Annotated in this window: 16 protein-coding genes; 1 reads left to right on the top strand and 15 read right to left on the bottom strand. The window is 39.7% G+C overall.

What is annotated here, in order from left to right:
* Window positions 1-10: 10 nt before the first annotated feature.
* The 5 genes from K1I61_RS04185 to K1I61_RS04205 form a co-directional block, all read right to left on the bottom strand.
* The gene (locus K1I61_RS04185) at window positions 11-865 is read right to left on the bottom strand and encodes a shikimate dehydrogenase (protein ID WP_223333443.1); all 855 of its coding nucleotides are present in this window, start codon (window positions 863-865) and stop codon (window positions 11-13) included.
* Window positions 855-1,532 carry a type I 3-dehydroquinate dehydratase gene (gene aroD, locus K1I61_RS04190; RefSeq protein WP_016466646.1) on the bottom strand — a complete coding sequence of 226 codons (678 nt, stop codon included), beginning with the start codon at window positions 1,530-1,532 and terminating at the stop codon, window positions 855-857. The genes K1I61_RS04185 and aroD overlap by 11 nt, the downstream gene beginning before the upstream one ends.
* Window positions 1,529-2,692 carry a class I SAM-dependent rRNA methyltransferase gene (locus K1I61_RS04195; protein ID WP_223333446.1) on the bottom strand — a complete coding sequence of 388 codons (1,164 nt, stop codon included), beginning with the start codon at window positions 2,690-2,692 and terminating at the stop codon, window positions 1,529-1,531. Before K1I61_RS04195 ends, aroD begins: the two co-directional genes overlap by 4 nt.
* A 201-nt stretch (window positions 2,693-2,893) precedes the next feature.
* Window positions 2,894-4,528, bottom strand: coding sequence for a hypothetical protein (locus K1I61_RS04200; RefSeq protein ID WP_223333449.1), 1,635 nt, complete (start codon window positions 4,526-4,528; stop codon window positions 2,894-2,896).
* Complete coding sequence (locus tag K1I61_RS04205; protein WP_223333450.1) at window positions 4,509-5,258, bottom strand: ABC transporter ATP-binding protein; 750 nt, start codon at window positions 5,256-5,258, stop codon at window positions 4,509-4,511. The genes K1I61_RS04200 and K1I61_RS04205 overlap by 20 nt, the downstream gene beginning before the upstream one ends.
* 174 nt (window positions 5,259-5,432) lie before the next feature.
* Here K1I61_RS04205 and K1I61_RS04210 point away from each other — a divergent pair, with 174 nt between their 5' ends.
* Window positions 5,433-6,884 (top strand): alpha-amylase, encoded by a 1,452-nt coding sequence (locus K1I61_RS04210; protein WP_223333451.1) that lies wholly within the window; start codon window positions 5,433-5,435, stop codon window positions 6,882-6,884.
* A gap of 46 nt (window positions 6,885-6,930) precedes the next feature.
* Here K1I61_RS04210 and K1I61_RS04215 read toward each other — a convergent pair whose 3' ends face one another.
* The 10 genes from K1I61_RS04215 to glmM form a co-directional block, all read right to left on the bottom strand.
* Window positions 6,931-7,605, bottom strand: coding sequence for a DnaD domain-containing protein (locus tag K1I61_RS04215; RefSeq protein WP_004252223.1), 675 nt, complete (start codon window positions 7,603-7,605; stop codon window positions 6,931-6,933).
* An 8-nt stretch (window positions 7,606-7,613) separates the two neighbouring features.
* Entirely contained in the window at window positions 7,614-8,558 is a 945-nt protein-coding gene (gene metA / locus K1I61_RS04220; RefSeq protein ID WP_036757166.1) for a homoserine O-acetyltransferase MetA, read from the bottom strand.
* A gap of 192 nt (window positions 8,559-8,750) precedes the next feature.
* The gene (locus K1I61_RS04225; protein ID WP_001049312.1) at window positions 8,751-9,263 is read right to left on the bottom strand and encodes an adenine phosphoribosyltransferase; all 513 of its coding nucleotides are present in this window, start codon (window positions 9,261-9,263) and stop codon (window positions 8,751-8,753) included.
* A 139-nt stretch (window positions 9,264-9,402) separates the two neighbouring features.
* The gene (locus K1I61_RS04230) at window positions 9,403-9,996 is read right to left on the bottom strand and encodes a hypothetical protein (RefSeq protein ID WP_223333452.1); all 594 of its coding nucleotides are present in this window, start codon (window positions 9,994-9,996) and stop codon (window positions 9,403-9,405) included.
* Window positions 9,996-11,864: an ABC-F family ATP-binding cassette domain-containing protein gene (locus K1I61_RS04235; RefSeq protein ID WP_223333454.1), complete on the bottom strand. Its 1,869-nt coding sequence runs from the start codon at window positions 11,862-11,864 to the stop codon at window positions 9,996-9,998. Before K1I61_RS04235 ends, K1I61_RS04230 begins: the two co-directional genes overlap by 1 nt.
* Window positions 11,861-13,060 (bottom strand): CCA tRNA nucleotidyltransferase, encoded by a 1,200-nt coding sequence (locus K1I61_RS04240; RefSeq protein ID WP_223333456.1) that lies wholly within the window; start codon window positions 13,058-13,060, stop codon window positions 11,861-11,863. The genes K1I61_RS04235 and K1I61_RS04240 overlap by 4 nt, the downstream gene beginning before the upstream one ends.
* Entirely contained in the window at window positions 13,057-13,824 is a 768-nt protein-coding gene (dapB, locus tag K1I61_RS04245; RefSeq protein ID WP_223333458.1) for a 4-hydroxy-tetrahydrodipicolinate reductase, read from the bottom strand. The genes K1I61_RS04240 and dapB overlap by 4 nt, the downstream gene beginning before the upstream one ends.
* A 263-nt stretch (window positions 13,825-14,087) precedes the next feature.
* On the bottom strand, window positions 14,088-14,936 hold the full coding sequence (locus K1I61_RS04250; protein WP_223333460.1) for a DegV family protein: 849 nt from the start codon (window positions 14,934-14,936) through the stop codon (window positions 14,088-14,090).
* Between the two features lie 5 nt (window positions 14,937-14,941).
* Entirely contained in the window at window positions 14,942-15,316 is a 375-nt protein-coding gene (locus tag K1I61_RS04255; protein ID WP_004252208.1) for a DUF1149 family protein, read from the bottom strand.
* Window positions 15,317-15,382: 66 nt separating this feature from the next.
* On the bottom strand, window positions 15,383-16,732 hold the full coding sequence (glmM, locus tag K1I61_RS04260; protein WP_223333471.1) for a phosphoglucosamine mutase: 1,350 nt from the start codon (window positions 16,730-16,732) through the stop codon (window positions 15,383-15,385).
* Window positions 16,733-16,743 lie beyond the last annotated feature (11 nt).

Genomic DNA, 16,743 nt, shown 5'->3' on the forward strand with positions numbered 1-16,743 from the left:
TCCTTTTTCTTTATTGGTACTTTTGTTTTAATAATTCCCAGATTTGATCTGTTGGCATTTCCTTGCCTGTCCATAACTCAAAAGCTTCAGCAGCTTGGTAAAGCAACATGCCAAGGCCATTGATAGATTGATTTCCCTGCTCTTTAGCCCACTTTAGAAATGGAGTTTCAAAGGGTTGATAAATCACATCTGCTACCATGAGCTTCTCTGGTAAAACGATGCTGGTCGGGATCGGCTGAGAGGATCCATCCATGCCCACACTAGTAGCATTAACCAAGAGGTCGGCTTGAGTGATGCTGTCTTGAAGTTCTTGAATATCCTCTAATGCAAATAAATCTACTCTAAATCCAGTCGCATTCTGTATTTTTTCTAAGTAAGGTCTTGTTTTTTCCATGGATGAAGAACGAACAAAGACAGAAATCTGACTTACTCCATCCAAGATTGCCTGTGCCAAAATTGCCTTGGCTGCACCGCCTGCTCCTAACAAAACCACTCTTTTCCTTGATATTTTAAAAGAAGGCAAGCTCTTAAAGAATCCCTTGCCATCTGTGTTATATCCAATTAATGTTCCTTCTCGATTCACAACTGTATTAACTGCACCAATTAAACAAGCCTCTTCGCTCAACTGGTCCAGATAAGGAATCACTTGTTCCTTGTAAGGCATGGAAAGATTGATTCCATACATCTGGTAGCGACGAATATTAGCAACTGTTTCTGCTAGTTCAGTCGCATCTACTTCCCAAGCAAGATAAACACCATTGGTATTGGTTGCTTCAAAAGCGCTATTGTGAATAAAGGGAGAAATGGAGTGTTTGATAGGATTTGCGACTACAGCTACTAAACGTGTGTAGCCATCAATCTTCATTTAGAAGCTCCCTAATTTTTTTCATACTAGATAGTGAAATTTGTCCTGGAGCACTAGCTTCATCTAGACTTGCAAAAGACCAACTAGAACCAGTCACATCTGAAGTAATACGAGAGACCTTGCCTACTTTTCCCATGGAAATCGTTACATATTCTTGTTCAGGATTCAGTGTTTTAAAGCCACGTGTAAAGTTCATCAGATCCAATACATCTTGTTCTGTATTAGCCATAACAGCTATTTTCACAACTTTAGGATTTAAACTTGTTAACTCAGACAAGATTTCCATTAGATTTTCAGGTGTCTCTTGGAAGTTATGGTAGCTCAAGACGAGATTTGGAAAGTCTAACATCTGATCAAAAACATCCTTGTAGCTGAAATACTCAAAATCAATATAATCTGGTTGATAAAGCTGTGCCACTTCCTTGATAATTTGAACATACTCTTCTGAAGAGAGCTCAATTTGACCACCCTCGGCACGAGTACGTAAAGTGAAAACAAGCTCACGACCTGCAAATTTTTCAAAAATAGCTGGCGCTACCTGCAAGATAGCTTCCTTGGGTAAGAAGTCTGCTCTCCACTCAATGATATCTGCATCATGATACCGCATAACATCAATAGCCTGAGCCTCTTCTATACTTCTTGGCATGACAGAAACAATTAATTTCATTTACTAACCTTCATGGTAATCACTTTGAGGTAATTACTACTTTCATCTTTTTCATTGTAGACAAAGTCTGCTGGAAGTCCATATTTATGAAGGACCTGATACTTTCTACCTGCAAATCCTTTGTCGATTTGTTCTGTAAATTTTTGACGGGAAACATTAGCCGCATTGGTACTAGCAATAATGATTCCACCTGGGTTTAAAATCTCTAGGCTTTGGGAAATCAACTTATGATAATCCTTAGCTACAGAGAATGTTTGTTTTTTATTTCGGGCAAAGCTAGGCGGATCCAGAACAATTACGTCATAGCTTAAACCTTTTCTTTTAGCATATTTAAAGTATTCAAAGACATCCATGACAAGCAATCGATGATTGTCTAGACTCAAACCATTGGCATGAAAATGAGCTTCTGATAATTCTCTTGAACGCTTGGCCAAATCCACAGAAGTCGTTTCACTAGCTCCCCCCATAGCTGCAGCGACTGAGAAGGCCGCTGTATAGGAAAACATATTGAGCAAGGATTTCCCCATTGCTAAACCATCAACTAAACTCCCACGAACTTCATGCTGATCCAAGAAAATCCCTGTCATAAGGCCGTCATTCATAAAGACTTGGTAGAGAACTCCATTCTCAAGAACAGTGAAATATTCAGCTGCTTCTTGACCATAGATATGGGCAGACTCATAGTCTAGACCTTTAAAGCGAATCTTTTCATAGACACCTAAGACTTCTGGAAAAACTTGATTAAAGGCTGCTATAATCTCTTGGCGAATTCCATAGATATAGGAGTTGTACCAAGAGAAAACAACATAATCTCCATAGAGATCCAGCGTCATTCCACCAAATCCATCGCCTTCTTGATTAAACAAACGAAAGGCAGTTGTCAACTCATCTTGATAGTAGGAAGAACGTTTTTGTTTGGCTTTTTCAAACAAGCTTTCAAAGAAGGTTTGATTAAAAGAAACTTTCTGGTTGGTTACAAACCAACCAATTCCCTTATTTTGACGAGATAAATAAGCCTTTCCTAAAAATTCTTTGCTTTGGCTGAAAAGTTCAACTTCCTGATCAGTTTCAGATAAGTCTGGAAAATCAACTTCTTCCAAAAGAACCTGACCTTTGCGGAGCTTTTTTTCAACACGCCGACTGACGAATACTTTATTCATAGATACAATTATATCAAATTTTTAGACAATTCTCAAAAAAGAAACAACCCTTGCTTTTTTACTCTCGTTTTAAAAAATGGTATACTAATACTAATTAAAAATTAGGAAGTAATTGTGTGAGAATCACAATAAAAGAAATGCTCTTCCGTCTTGGAGGAGCATTTCTTTTTATAAAATTTATCAAGCAAGCGACCAACTGTCTCATCTTTTTTCTATTTCTATCAATATGCGTGATAGATAGTAATGACAGCTAAATATAGCAAGACCAAGCAGGAGGATAAGAGATCCTACTCCCAAGCTGATGGCAAGGATAGCGGAGAGAGACTGAACCAAGAATAAGCTACCAATTACAAGGGCCATTAGGATTGCACTATAAATAAGCAATAGAACCATTGTGACTATGCCATTTGAACGATTCACCAGGTCCGTAATACTAGTCCAATTAGTTGACAGGTTTTTCACGTCCTTAAAATAATGGCGACAAGCAAGGATAACACTGGCAAGAATCCATGCCGCAAGAAGGTAAATCATCGAAAGGATTGGCAAGCCTAAATAAAGGGAAAGACCAAGTAAAATCACGATAGGTAAAAAGGACTGAACAGCAAATATAATCCAAAATTTCACTTTCACATAACGAGCAAAGTCAAAGGGCAAACTCTTCAGAAAATCAAAATTTTCCCTCTCCAGAGATAGCCCGATTGAAGGTAGACTTGTGATATTGTTATTTAAAACTGCTATAAACACTCCTACAAAAAACAAGGGTAACCAGTATGGAGGATGAATATCTGGAACTAACTGAGAATCTCGAACTTTGGAAATCAATCCGATCATCATGATATAAGGAAGAAAGGCACTTGTAAAAAGCACTGTAATGACGCCAGTCCCCTGTCCCAATAGGGAGAGGTTGTAGCGTAAAACCATGCGGAAAAATCCCTTTTTAGGCGTTGAAATCCCCTCTTTACTGCGACGTTCTTTTGTGACTTTCTCCTCACTGTTAAGCAGGATAATATCATAAAAACGAGGAAGAACCTTCTTTTTGGTCAGATAAAGTAAGAAGAGAGTTAGTCCTATCCAAGCGAGCAGACCCAGTATAGCCTCTGTCGAAAAAGGCTCCACCGCTATTTTGTAAAAGAGATGAATAGGATAAAGAAGAGGTGGAATGTCTCTAACTCTGTCAACTATATCTCCAGAAGTCGACTGTAGAAAGAAGACAAATAATAAAGGCGTGATAACCCCTATCCCAATCATCACATTCGCAAAAATAGACTGATACTTTCTAAAAACCGCAGTTTGAGCCAAGAAATGCACTGCCACTACCATCATTAGAGTCACAGAGACAAATAATAAGGCCAAGGACAGCAACATCAAGGGCAAACCCAGCCAAAGAGTAGGAGCTAGCCTAATGTAGAGGACTAGAAAATAAGCTAGGATTGGTACAATTCCAGTTAGAGCTGGCAAGAGGACAGACAGTCCTTTAGCAATTATAATCTCTGATTTTTTAAAGGCATAGGGACTATAGGAGGCCAAGTCCTTACTCTCATAAAAGACATTGTAAAATGCAGTGAAAGACGTTGAAAAGGCAAGCACCAGTAAAATAGCAACCATGGTACTAAAAGAACTTGGCATTTCCTCAAAAGGAAAACGAAAGGCTAGATTAGAAAATAAGATGAGTAGCAACAAACTAGAAGCAAGATAAGAACGCAACAATTTCCCTGATACATCAACCTTTTTATCAGGATTCTTAGCTTGCTTCTTTCGTAGGTTAGCCAAATTAGCTTCTTTAGATGAATAGAGAATATTGATATCAACTAATTTTTTAATGACCTTGAGACGCATCTGTAACCTCCTCTTTTCTACCAGCAAGGCTAAGGTAGATACTTTCCAAAGACTGATCTGGGTGGTCTTTTCTCAAGTCCTCCACGCTACCACAATAAATCAAATGCCCCTTTTTCAAAATGGCAATCCGATCACAGACTTGCTCGGCTACCTCTAAGACATGGGTCGAAAACAAAACTGTTTTACCTTTTTGTGCATGTTCCTTCATCATTTGCTTCAAATCAAAGGCAGCCTGGGGATCCAAACCAGTCAAGGGTTCGTCCAAGACCCAAATATCAGGATCAGACAAGAGTGCCCCGATGACAAAGACTTTCTGACGCATTCCGTGAGAAAGAGTTTCAATAACCTGATAGCGGTTTTCAGCAAAATCAAAAACACTCAATAGCCTAGCTAGACTATACTCCAAGTCAGAGCTAGTTAGATCATAGGATGAGGCAAGCAATTCCCAAAATTCATTGGCCGTTAAACGCAAAAATAAGTCAGGCGAGTCTGCTACGTAGCCAATCTTTCGTTTGATCGCTAAACGATTTTCCGATAGCTCCTGACCATCTACCAAAATACGACCACTGCTTGGTGAAATGATACTGACTAAGGATTTTATAGTGGTCGATTTTCCAGCACCATTATGGCCAATTAAACCCATAATCTCTCCATTTTCAATCTGCAAATTGAGATTGCTCAAAGCCTCTTTATCACCATACAACTTACTAACATTTTGAAATTCAATCATGGGCTGACTCCTATATTTATGTTTTTTTATATTATTATATTAGCATTTTGATACAAAAAAATCAACACTTTTGATAAAATAGTCGAAAATATTTTTTAGATTTGCGCAAACGTTTGCGTATTGCACAGCTTTGTGGTAAAATGATTCTCAAATTGTTAAGTATGAGGACTATCTATGAAAAACCAAACCCTAATGCAATATTTTGAGTGGTACCTTCCCCACGATGGACAACACTGGACGCGACTTACCGAAGATGCTGAGCACCTTGCAAATCTAGGAATTAGCCACGTCTGGATGCCACCTGCCTTTAAAGCTACCAACGAAAAAGATGTCGGTTATGGTGTCTATGACCTTTTTGACCTCGGTGAATTTGATCAAAAAGGAACTGTGCGTACCAAGTACGGTTTCAAAGAAGACTATCTTCAAGCCATTCAAACACTTAAATCACATGGGATTCAACCTATGGCTGACGTCGTCTTAAACCACAAGGCAGCTGCAGACCGTTTAGAATCCTTCCAGGTTATTGAAGTCGACCCAGAAGATCGCACAATTGAACTTGGAGAACCTTTTACCATCAATGGTTGGACAAACTTTACTTTTGATGGAAGACAAAACACCTACAATGATTTCCACTGGCACTGGTACCACTTTACTGGAACTGACTATGATGCCAAACGCCGTAAGTCTGGCATCTATCTGATACAAGGAGACAACAAAGGCTGGGCTCATGAGGAATTAGTCGATAACGAAAACGGTAACTATGACTATCTTATGTATGCTGACTTGGACTTCAAACATCCTGAGGTTATCAAAAACATCTACGATTGGGCTGATTGGTTCATGGAAACGACTGGCGTAACAGGTTTCCGCTTAGACGCTGTCAAGCATATTGACTCCTTCTTTATGCGTAATTTCATTCGTGACATCAAAGAGAAATATGGACAAGACTTCTATGTCTTTGGAGAATTCTGGAATCCAGACAAGGATGCCAACCTTGAATACCTTGATAAAATCGAAGAACGCTTTGACCTTGTCGATGTCCGACTCCATATGAATCTCTTTGAAGCAAGCCAGGCTGGTGCAGACTACGATTTGCGTACCATCTTTAATGATAGTCTGGTTCAAATCAAACCAGATAAAGCTGTAACCTTTGTCGAAAACCATGATACTCAACGAGGACAAGCTTTAGAATCTACTGTAGAAGAATGGTTTAAACCAGCAGCCTATGCTCTCATCCTCCTACGTGAACAAGGGCTTCCTTGTGTATTTTACGGAGACTACTACGGTATCTCTGGTCAATATGCTCAGCAAGATTTTAAAGAAGTTCTTGACTGTCTCTTAGCTATCCGAAAAGATTTGGCTTATGGAGAGCAGACAGACTACTTTGATGACCCTAATTGTATCGGTTGGGTTCGTTCTGGAGCTGACAACCAATCACCTTTAGCTGTTCTTATCTCAAACGCTCAAGAGAATTACAAAACCATGTTTGTAGGTACAGAATGGGCTGATCATACTTTTGTTGATATTCTTGGCAACCATTCAGACCAAGTGACTATTAATGCTGAAGGATATGGTGACTTCCCAGTTTCTGAACGTTCTGTAAGTGTTTGGGGACTTGCTAATTAAAAATAAAAGAACTTGCCAAGCAGGCAAGTTTTTTTGTTATTCATTATTAGTCTTTCCATAGATCCATAGCATTTTTAAAATCAGATGAAACCTGAACATTTTGAGGGTTTGTTGCCTCTCTCTCTTGACGTTTCGCTTCTACCTGGGCTACGCTCCTAATCCCCTCATGACGCCAGTTTCGTAGGATAGCTTGGATATATTTCCAATTTGGTTTTCCATTTAGAACAGCTTCTCGTAAGGCTTCTTTTATCAAATCCGCACTAGTTCCGTCTTCTTTCAAACTCTTTTCCAAGTCTTCAATCTCAAACGGGCTCAATAGACGACCTAGCTCCTGTTGGAAAGTATCTACCAAGCTCTTTAAATCATTTGGGGCAGATTGCACCTGGTTTGGAGCTTGTTTTTCAAACAGTTGGTCTAGGCGCTCCAAGGCAAGAGTTGCATCGAAGATTACTTCTATTTCGCCATTCAGTTCAATGGTTCGGTATTGAAGCAACCCTTTCTCAGTCAATCGTGAAATAGCTTGATTGACTTCAGTGACATTTTTGCCGATTTTTTCAGCAATCTGACTTGGAGACAATTCACCTAAAGCCGTTGTATTCTGTAGGTAAAAGAACTGCCAAACCAAGAAATCATCGCTTGACGAGAACAGTTGATTGTAATGTAAGAGCAGGTCACTCGGTAACACTAAGTTTCCTGATTTGAAAGCATCTAAATATGTCATAATTCCTCTTATAAATATCCAAAATGAGACACATCATCTTCCACACTTTTCCACTCAAACGGCGTCTCTTGGTACACTGCATAATTTACCCAGTTACTAAAGAAGAGGGCTGCAGATGAACTCCAACGCATACATGGGAGTTCATGAATGTCATCATTTTTGAAATAATTTTCTGGTATATGTGGATCTAAACCAGCATCTAGATCTCTAAAATATTCCTTTGCAAGCGTATCGCGATCATACTCTAAATGCCCAAAGCTATAGACTTCTCTCAAATCTCGACTCGCAAGGATAGATATTCCCACCTCTTTTCCTGATGCTAAAATCTCTAGATTTGTTTTATTCAGGATATCTTCTTTGTGGACTTCTGTATGGCGAGAATGAGGAGATACATATAAATCATCAAATCCTCTCAATAGGAGATGACCTTCTTTCAAAACATCTTGAGGATAAATCCCAGAAAGCTTCTGGTCCATCTGGTATTTATCTACGCCATAGCGATAGTATAGACCCGCCTGTGCCCCCCAGCAAATATACAGGGTTGAAAAGACATGAGTCTTAGACCAATCGATAACCTTAGTAAATTCCTCCCAATAGTCCACTTCTTCAAAAGGGAGATGTTCAACTGGAGCACCTGTAATAATCAAGCCATCAAAATACTGGTCTTGAACTTCTGAGAAGGTCTTATAAAAAGTCTTCATATGCTCAGAACGAGTTGTTTTCGACTGATGACTTTCCATATATAAAAATTCAATATCTAACTGCAAAGGAGTATTGGCTAAATGGCGTAAAAGCTGAGTTTCTGTAACCATTTTCAGTGGCATCAAGTTTAAAATCAGAATTTTCAGTGGTCGAATATCCTGATGAGCCGCCCTCTGGTCATCCATGACGAAAATATTTTCCGTTCGTAAAATCTCAACTGCTGGTAATTTTTTATCAATTCGAATCGGCATAGAAATCTCCTTACTGTATCATATTGGACTCAAGTAAACATGGTATCGTCAACGGGGAAAAATGCTGACGTTTCTCTTTCCCTTTATTATACTGTATGAAGATATAGTTTTCAATTATAGTTTTTCTCTAACTAGATATAGCCTTTTTTTATATCATCATTAAGAGAAAACAGCCCTAGGGACTGTTTTTCATTAATAATGCATCAAAACTTTATAATCGTAATCTCCGATTGCCTCACGACCTTTTAGCTCGTCAAGCTCAATCAAGAAGGCACAACCAGCTACGACACCGCCTAATTTCTCAATCATTTCGATTGTCGCTTTAACAGTACCACCTGTTGCCAAGAGGTCATCTACGATAAGAACACGTTGACCTGGTTTGATAGCATCTGCGTGCATGGTCAAAGTGTCAACACCATATTCTTTTTCGTAGTCAGCTGAAATGACTTCGCGTGGCAATTTCCCTGGTTTACGTACAGGTGCAAAACCAATTCCCAACTCAAAAGCAACTGGACATCCAACGATAAATCCACGCGCTTCTGGCCCTACGATCATATCAATCTTTTTGTCAGTAGCATATTGAACAATTTCACGAACAGCATAGCTGTAGGCATTGCCGTTAGCCATCAAAGGGCTGATATCACGGAATGTAATTCCTTCTTGCGGATAATTTTCAATACTTGCAATGTAATCTTTTAAGTTCATAGCGTTTCTTTCTTTTAAAGTTTTTACTCCCTATTATACCATAATTCCTAGAAAAGCAAAATAGAAAGAAGCCTTGATACTTGGTACAAGACTTCTCATTTTTTCTTCAATTGTTGCTAGCATTCGCTGAATGAAGTACTTACTTCTTTTTGCTTTTAGAGTTTTGGTTTCGTTGACGATTTTGTTCGATGCGCCACTCTCGCTCAAAGTAAGACATGGTTTCAAATACTCTTTCTGGCAAGCCAACATCCAGCAAATAGATTGGGATTTTCAAAACATTAGAATGTTTTGAACTTGTAAATCTACTTCGAAGACGATACCAGAAAAAGTTGGGTTTTAAAAGTTCCTTGTCATAAAACTGAACCTCAATCATATAAAAATCCCTTGCATTTCTACTACCCTTAATTCTCGTGAGAGCAAACTTTTCTACCTGTCCCCAGGAATAAAACTGCCAGTCTTTCTTTGGATATGGTTTATAGGAAAATCCTTGAGCCGTACATTTCAAATACTCTTTATCAGAAAAAAGTAGTCGCAAACGTTGATACAAAATGAAGCCAACGATGATGATCAAGAAACCAATAAAGAGAATGAAAGCCACCAATCCCGCAGGTGCTTCTTCGGGATAGCTCAGCAAAAACGAAAAGATCCAAAGTAGAATAGCCAATTCTAGTAGATAAAGAATAAGGCTCAAAACGATTTTCTTACTACTCCATTTAATAATTGTTTCTTCCATTATACTAACTCACTTAAATATTCATAGCGTTCGTATTTTTCAAGCAAGGCTTCATTCTTCTCATCTAGCTCCTTTTGAAGAGTAGCTAGCTTCCCAAAGTCAGAGCCATTTGCTTGCATTTCTTCTTCAATAGCGGCGATGCGATTTTCCAAGGCTTCAATGTCACCTTCAATACTTGCCCACTCCTGCTTTTCTTGGTAGGTCATCCGTTTCTTTTCTTCACGAACTTTGACGACTTTTTCCTTGTCAGCTTTTTGGATTTGAGTTACCGTTTCTGCTTCAAAGGCCTTTTCATCTAGATAATCTGTATAATGGCCAAAGAAAGGACGGATGGTTCCATTCTCAAAGGCAAGGATCTTAGTCGCAACCTTATCAAGAAAATATCGGTCATGACTGACTGTCAAAACTGGACCTGCAAAACCTTGTAAGAAATTTTCTAGAACCGTTAAGGTCGCAATATCAAGGTCATTGGTTGGCTCGTCTAAGAGGAGGACATTAGGTTTTTCAAGAAGTAATTTGAGGAGATAAAGACGTTTCTTCTCTCCGCCTGATAGCTTCTCAATCAAAGTCCCGTGCGTTGAACGAGGGAAAAGAAATTGTTCTAGTAATTCTGCAATGGATGTCGTAGTACCACCGCTAGTCTTAACCTCTTCTGCCACTTCCTGCAGGTAATTGATAACCCGCTTACTTTCATCTAAACCTTCGATTTGTTGAGAGAAATAAGCAATGCGAACCGTTTCTCCGATAATAACTTGACCTTCAGTTGGTTCAAGACTTCCTGCAATGAGGTTGAGTAGCGTTGACTTCCCAACACCATTATCCCCGACGATTCCGATACGGTCCTTGGCTTGGACTAAAAGATTAAAATGTTTCAGAATCGGTTTATCGTCATAGGCAAAGGAAACATTCTTAAACTCGATGACCTTTTTACCGATACGGCTAGTTTCAAAATTCATGCTTAGGTCTGTCTCAACACTATTATCTGAAACTTCCTTCTTCAAGTCATGGAAACGATTGATACGCGCCTGTTGCTTGGTTGCACGAGCTTGAGGTTGGCGTCTCATCCATGCTAATTCCTGTTTATAGAGTTGTTCCTTTTTGTGAAGAAGAGCTGCATCGCGCTCATCCTGTTCCGCCTTGAGACGAACATAGTCTTGGTAATTTCCTTGATATTCTGTCAAACCTGCTCTGTCCAACTCAAAGATTCGCGTAGAAAGAGCATCTAGGAAATAGCGATCGTGGGTGATAAATAATACTGTTTTCTTGGAATTTTTCAAGAAGAGGGTTAGCCACTCAATGGTCGCAATATCCAAGTGGTTGGTAGGCTCATCAAGAAGCAAAAGATCATGGTTGCCCAGAAGGACTTGCGCCAACTGAACCCGTCTTCGCAGACCACCTGACAATTCTCCAACAGGAGTAGATAAGTCTTGAATGCCCAGCTTGCTGAGAACGGTCTTGACTTGACTCTCAATTTCCCAAGCTTGAAGGGAATCCATCTCTGCCATAACCCGTTCCAAACGTGCCTGCTTGTCTTCACTGTAGTTGAGCATAAGCAGTTCATACTCCCGAATCAACTGGATTTCTTTGAGGTCACTGGATAAAACAGTATCCAAGACAGTCTTACTATCATCAAAATCCGGATTCTGGGTCAGGTAGCCAATCTTGTAATCATTCTTTGCTGAAAATGGGCTAACATCACCATCAAAACCTGAAACTCCAGAAAGCACATCTAAAAGGGTTGTTTTACCGGTTCCGTTGACACCGATAAGACCAATTCTGTCCAAGTCATGGATGATAAAGGAAATATCCTTAAAGACTGTCTTATCTCCCACGGATTTACTTAGTTTTTCAACGATAAAGTCACTCATTTTCTCTCCCTTAGGTATGCATGAATGGCATCCAAGTTATTTTCCAAATCTCCATCCACAATAGCATACTCAATTTCTTCTAAAACATCTCCTAATTCTGGACCTGGTTGGTAGCCGTATTTTTTGATGAGAATACCACCATTGATTTGCATCTCTTTCTTATCATGAATGGTCAAGCTCTCATAAGTTTCTGTGATTGTTTGTGGATTATAGTCTTTACCTTGAGCTCGACGAAGATTTTCAGCCTGTAGAAGCAAGTCCAAATCAAAGCGGTAACAATCACGTTTACCTAGTTCCCCTTCTTCACGAAGTTCTAAGATCGTAAGTAAATCTTGAACTTGCTTAGCGAATTGACGCGAAGTTTTCCAATGTTTCAAAAATTGTTGAGCATCTTCCACTTCTAAAACCCATAAAAGTGCAGCCCAAGCTTGCTCAGAAGATTCAAAAGTAAAATCTTTTTCTAAATCAAACAAAGACTGGAGTTTTTCCTGACTGCCTACCATATCTGGAAGATAATCATAAGCTTGACTCTCAATCATAGAAGATAAACCTACTCGCCAATAGGGAGCCAGTAAAAGCTTATCAAACTCGACAAAGGTGCGCTCCACAGAGATTTTATCTAAGAGTGGCGTTAAGGCCTTCATCGCTTCAAACGTTTCTTGCTCGAGTTCAAAACCAAGACTAGCTTGGAAACGAAAGCCACGCATGATGCGTAGCGCATCTTCATTGAAACGTTCACTAGCTACACCGACAGCTCGCAGAACTTGATTTTCTAAATCTTTGAGACCATCAAATAAATCGACGATTTCCCCTGTCTCATCCAAGGCAAAGGCATTGACTGTGAAATCGCGGCGTTTGAGATCTTCTTCGAGTGAACGAACAAAAGAAACAGCACTTGGTCTCCGATAGTCTACATAGACATCCTCTGTTCGAAAAGTGGTGACCTCGTACTCTTCATCTCCATCTAAAACCAAAACGGTTCCATGCTCAATGCCGATATCAGCTGTGCGTGGAAAAATCTGCTTGGTCTCTTCAGGATAAGATGAAGTCGCGATATCCACATCATGGATGGGACGATTGAGTAGGGCATCCCTAACAGATCCACCAACAAAATAAGCCTCAAATCCTGCTTCTTTAATTTTTTCTAATACTGGTAAAGCCTTCTGAAATTCAGAAGGCATTTTTGTTAATTTCATAGTAAGTGTTCTAATCCATAGACAAGCTCATGACGCTTGACAACTTCTTTGATTCCCAAATTCACCCCTGTCATGAAGGAGCTACGATCAAAGGAGTCATGACGCAGGGTCAATCCCTCTCCTTGATTTCCAAAAATAACTTCCTGATGGGCTACCAATCCTGGCAAGCGAACCGAATGGATTCGCATACCATCAAAGTTAGCTCCACGAGCACCAGCAATGAGTTCTTCCTCATCGCTAGCACCTTGTTGAATAGACTCACGAACTTGTGCCATCAACTCAGCTGTTTTGATTGCTGTCCCGCTCGGAGCATCTTTTTTCTTATCATGGTGAAGTTCAATAATCTCCACATTTGGGAAGTATTTAGCTGCCTGTGCTGCAAATTGCATCAGTAAGACAGCACCCAAGGCAAAGTTAGGAGCAATCAATCCACCCAAGCCTTTGGAACGAGACAATTCTTTTAATTCTTCAATTTCTTGGCTGGTGAAACCTGTCGTTCCTACTACTGGAGCAAAGCCATGTTCAAGAGCAAAGCGTGTATTCTCATAGGCGACAGCTGGTGTAGTAAAGTCCACCCAAACATTGGCATCAAAGCCTGCTAAGTCATTTTTATCATTGAATACTGGAATTCCTTGCCACTCAGATTCAGACTCAAAAGGATCCAAAACAGCTACTAGTTCAAGTTCAGGATCAGACAAAACCATCTGACAAGCAGATTGGCCCATTCTTCCCTTAAAACCAGCAATAATCACCCGAATACTCATCTTTACTCCTATTTAAGATACAAAGCCTACAAGAACACAAAGTGAAAATAGGAGTTCTAATCAAGGAGTAGATACTCCTTGGAAGAACTGTCTTTTTCACACAGGGTTCCAGGCGTGTTCAATTGCTAAGATACAAAGGACGTTAGCTGCCCATGAAAAATAGGGAATGGCGCCGACTTTCCATAAAAGGCAAGACTGGCATCTTTTTTCAAGAGGCAGATAGTCCGTGTTCAATTTTAAGATACAAAGCCTGTAAGAACAATCTAGACAATTGGTGTGTATGCCAAAGCGATGCTTCCTTCTCCCAGGTGGGTTCCAATAACACTACCAAAGGTTGCAATCTCAACATCTGTAGCTACTCCACTATCTAGCAATAGCTGACGTAAATCGGATGCTTTTTGAGAGGCATTCCCATGAATTACCATAATCTGGTAGTTTCCGTTACTTGTCACATCTTTGACAATTTCAACTAGACGTTTTGTTGCTTTCTTCTCTGTACGAACCTTCTCATAAACTTCGATAACACCTTGGTCATTGAAATATAGAATTGGTTTAATGTTAAGAAGATTCCCTAAAATAGCTGCGCCATTTGATAAACGACCACCTTTAACCAGATGATCAAGGTCATCTACCATGATAAAGGCAGAAGTATTTTCAATCTGTTCGGTTAACTTATCTAGTATAGACTGGAAATCATCTCCCTGATCAGACCATTGAAACACACTTTCCACCATAAATCCTAGGGGCGCACTTGTAATGCGAGTATCAGGAAAAGCAATGGTTAAATCTTCGAACTCATCCGTCATATACTGGATATTCTGGTGAAATCCTGAGATTCCAGAAGAAAGGAAGAGACCCAAAACATGAGTATAGCCTTTTTCTTTTAATGATGATAAAATTTCATCCAACTTTGCAATACTTGGTTGACTTGTTTTAGGTAGTTCAGATGAACGAGCCATTTTTTCATAAAATTCTTGAGCGGTTAGATTTACACCTTCAACATACTCCTGTCCGTCGATATTCACAGGAATGTCAAGCATAAATAAATCTTCTTTCCGCAAGGTTTCCGCTTGTAGAAAAGCAGATGAGTCTGTTATGACCGCTAATTTCATTTTTTTTAAAACTCCAAATTAATTCCTGGTAAGTCTAGTGCAATTTCCGTTACTTCATAAGTCAAACGGTTTAGCATATCCAAAGAAGGACGAGCAAGCGTCTCAACTTCTTCTTGACTAAAGTCACTTGGTTGATCTACGATACGACCTTCAACGTGGTTCACTTGAGAAATAGTACCACTGATAACAAATTTATCAAAGACAATCATAAAGCTCAAAACAACTACGAGAGAAGTCACCTGATTTTCTTGGTCATGTTGAAGTAGTTGGAAGTTCACATCAACCTTTGTTTCAGGAATTCCGTTCTCATTTTCCCATTCAAAATTACGTGCATCAAAGTGATACTGACTTACAAATTCTTGTTCACGTTTTAAATTCATCATATTCTCCATGGTTACAATTTACTTTGACATTGTAACATATTTTCTTATTTTCTGCTAACTTTCCTAAATTCCGATTTCTGCTTTCACAACTTCAGCAATGGTATCCACATAGTAATCTACTTCTTCAGTTGTTGGTGCTTCAGCCATGACACGCAAGAGTGGCTCAGTTCCACTTGGGCGAACGAGAATACGTCCATTACCTGCCATCTCTTCTTCCATCTTATCGATAATAGCCTTGATAGCTGGTACTTCCATGGCTTTGTCTTTCATGGTGTTTTCCACACGGATATTAACCAATTTTTGTGGGTAAATTGTTACTTCTGAAGCCAATTGAGATAAGCTCTTACCTGTTTCTTGCATGATCTTAGTCAATTGAACTGCTGACAACTGACCATCACCAGTTGTATTGTAGTCCATCAAGATAACGTGACCTGACTGTTCTCCACCGATATTGTAGCCCGATTTTCTCATTTCTTCAACTACATAGCGGTCTCCAACAGCAGTGACAGCTTTATTAATGCCTTCACGATCCAAGGCTTTATGGAAACCAAGGTTGGACATAACTGTTGTTACAATTGTATTTTGTGCCAATTGACCTTTTTCAGAAAGGTATTTACCGATGATATACATAATCTTATCACCGTCGACAATTTCACCATTTTCATCAACAGCAATCAAACGATCGCTATCACCATCAAAGGCTAAACCAATGGCAGATTGACTTTCTTTGACAAGTTCTTGCAAGGCTTCTGGATGAGTTGAACCAACATTCAAATTGATATTAAGGCCGTCTGGCATTTCTCCAATGACTGTTAATTGAGCACCCAAGTCTGCAAAGATTTGGCGGGCACTTGTAGAAGCTGCACCATTTGCAGTATCCAAGGCTACTTTCATTCCTTCAAGGGGAGTTCCAGTCGAAACAAGGTAGGCTTCATATTTACGCAAGCCTTCTGGGTAATCAACAACTGTACCTAGTCCTTCGGCACTTGGACGTGGAAGAGTATCTTCGCTAGCATCTAGTAAGGCTTCGATTTCTGCTTCTTTGTCATCATCTAGCTTAAAGCCATCACCACCAAAGAATTTAATCCCGTTATCTAGAGCTGGATTGTGGCTTGCTGAAATCATGACCCCAGCACTTGCCCCCTCAGTTTTCACCAAGTATGCTACTGCAGGCGTAGCAAGTATCCCAAGTTTATAAACGTGAATTCCCACTGAAAGGAGACCAGCAATCAAGGCTGCTTCTAACATTTCCCCTGAAATACGAGTATCGCGTCCTACAAAAACCTTAGGCGCTTCTGTCTCATGTTGACTAAGAACATATCCTCCGAATCGGCCTAGTTTAAAAGCCAATTCAGGTGTTAATTCTACGTTTGCTTCTCCACGGACTCCATCCGTTCCAAAATATTTACCCATTTTTATAATCC

Source organism: Streptococcus infantis, from assembly GCF_019929665.1.
In the GTDB taxonomy this organism is placed as follows: Bacteria; Bacillota; Bacilli; order Lactobacillales; family Streptococcaceae; genus Streptococcus; species Streptococcus infantis_H.

What these genes read in the sequence shown, in the direction of transcription:
- K1I61_RS04185 (WP_223333443.1), bottom strand. Translation starts at nt 865, where the DNA reads ATGAAGATTGATGGCTACACACGTTTAGTAGCTGTAGTCGCAAATCCT.
- aroD (WP_016466646.1), bottom strand. Translation starts at nt 1,532, where the DNA reads ATGAAATTAATTGTTTCTGTCATGCCAAGAAGTATAGAAGAGGCTCAG.
- K1I61_RS04195 (WP_223333446.1), bottom strand. Translation starts at nt 2,692, where the DNA reads ATGAATAAAGTATTCGTCAGTCGGCGTGTTGAAAAAAAGCTCCGCAAA.
- K1I61_RS04200 (WP_223333449.1), bottom strand. Translation starts at nt 4,528, where the DNA reads ATGCGTCTCAAGGTCATTAAAAAATTAGTTGATATCAATATTCTCTAT.
- K1I61_RS04205 (WP_223333450.1), bottom strand. Translation starts at nt 5,258, where the DNA reads ATGATTGAATTTCAAAATGTTAGTAAGTTGTATGGTGATAAAGAGGCT.
- K1I61_RS04210 (WP_223333451.1), top strand. Translation starts at nt 5,433, where the DNA reads ATGAAAAACCAAACCCTAATGCAATATTTTGAGTGGTACCTTCCCCAC.
- K1I61_RS04215 (WP_004252223.1), bottom strand. Translation starts at nt 7,605, where the DNA reads ATGACATATTTAGATGCTTTCAAATCAGGAAACTTAGTGTTACCGAGT.
- metA (WP_036757166.1), bottom strand. Translation starts at nt 8,558, where the DNA reads ATGCCGATTCGAATTGATAAAAAATTACCAGCAGTTGAGATTTTACGA.
- K1I61_RS04225 (WP_001049312.1), bottom strand. Translation starts at nt 9,263, where the DNA reads ATGAACTTAAAAGATTACATTGCAAGTATTGAAAATTATCCGCAAGAA.
- K1I61_RS04230 (WP_223333452.1), bottom strand. Translation starts at nt 9,996, where the DNA reads ATGGAAGAAACAATTATTAAATGGAGTAGTAAGAAAATCGTTTTGAGC.
- K1I61_RS04235 (WP_223333454.1), bottom strand. Translation starts at nt 11,864, where the DNA reads ATGAGTGACTTTATCGTTGAAAAACTAAGTAAATCCGTGGGAGATAAG.
- K1I61_RS04240 (WP_223333456.1), bottom strand. Translation starts at nt 13,060, where the DNA reads ATGAAATTAACAAAAATGCCTTCTGAATTTCAGAAGGCTTTACCAGTA.
- dapB (WP_223333458.1), bottom strand. Translation starts at nt 13,824, where the DNA reads ATGAGTATTCGGGTGATTATTGCTGGTTTTAAGGGAAGAATGGGCCAA.
- K1I61_RS04250 (WP_223333460.1), bottom strand. Translation starts at nt 14,936, where the DNA reads ATGAAATTAGCGGTCATAACAGACTCATCTGCTTTTCTACAAGCGGAA.
- K1I61_RS04255 (WP_004252208.1), bottom strand. Translation starts at nt 15,316, where the DNA reads ATGAATTTAAAACGTGAACAAGAATTTGTAAGTCAGTATCACTTTGAT.
- glmM (WP_223333471.1), bottom strand. Translation starts at nt 16,732, where the DNA reads ATGGGTAAATATTTTGGAACGGATGGAGTCCGTGGAGAAGCAAACGTA.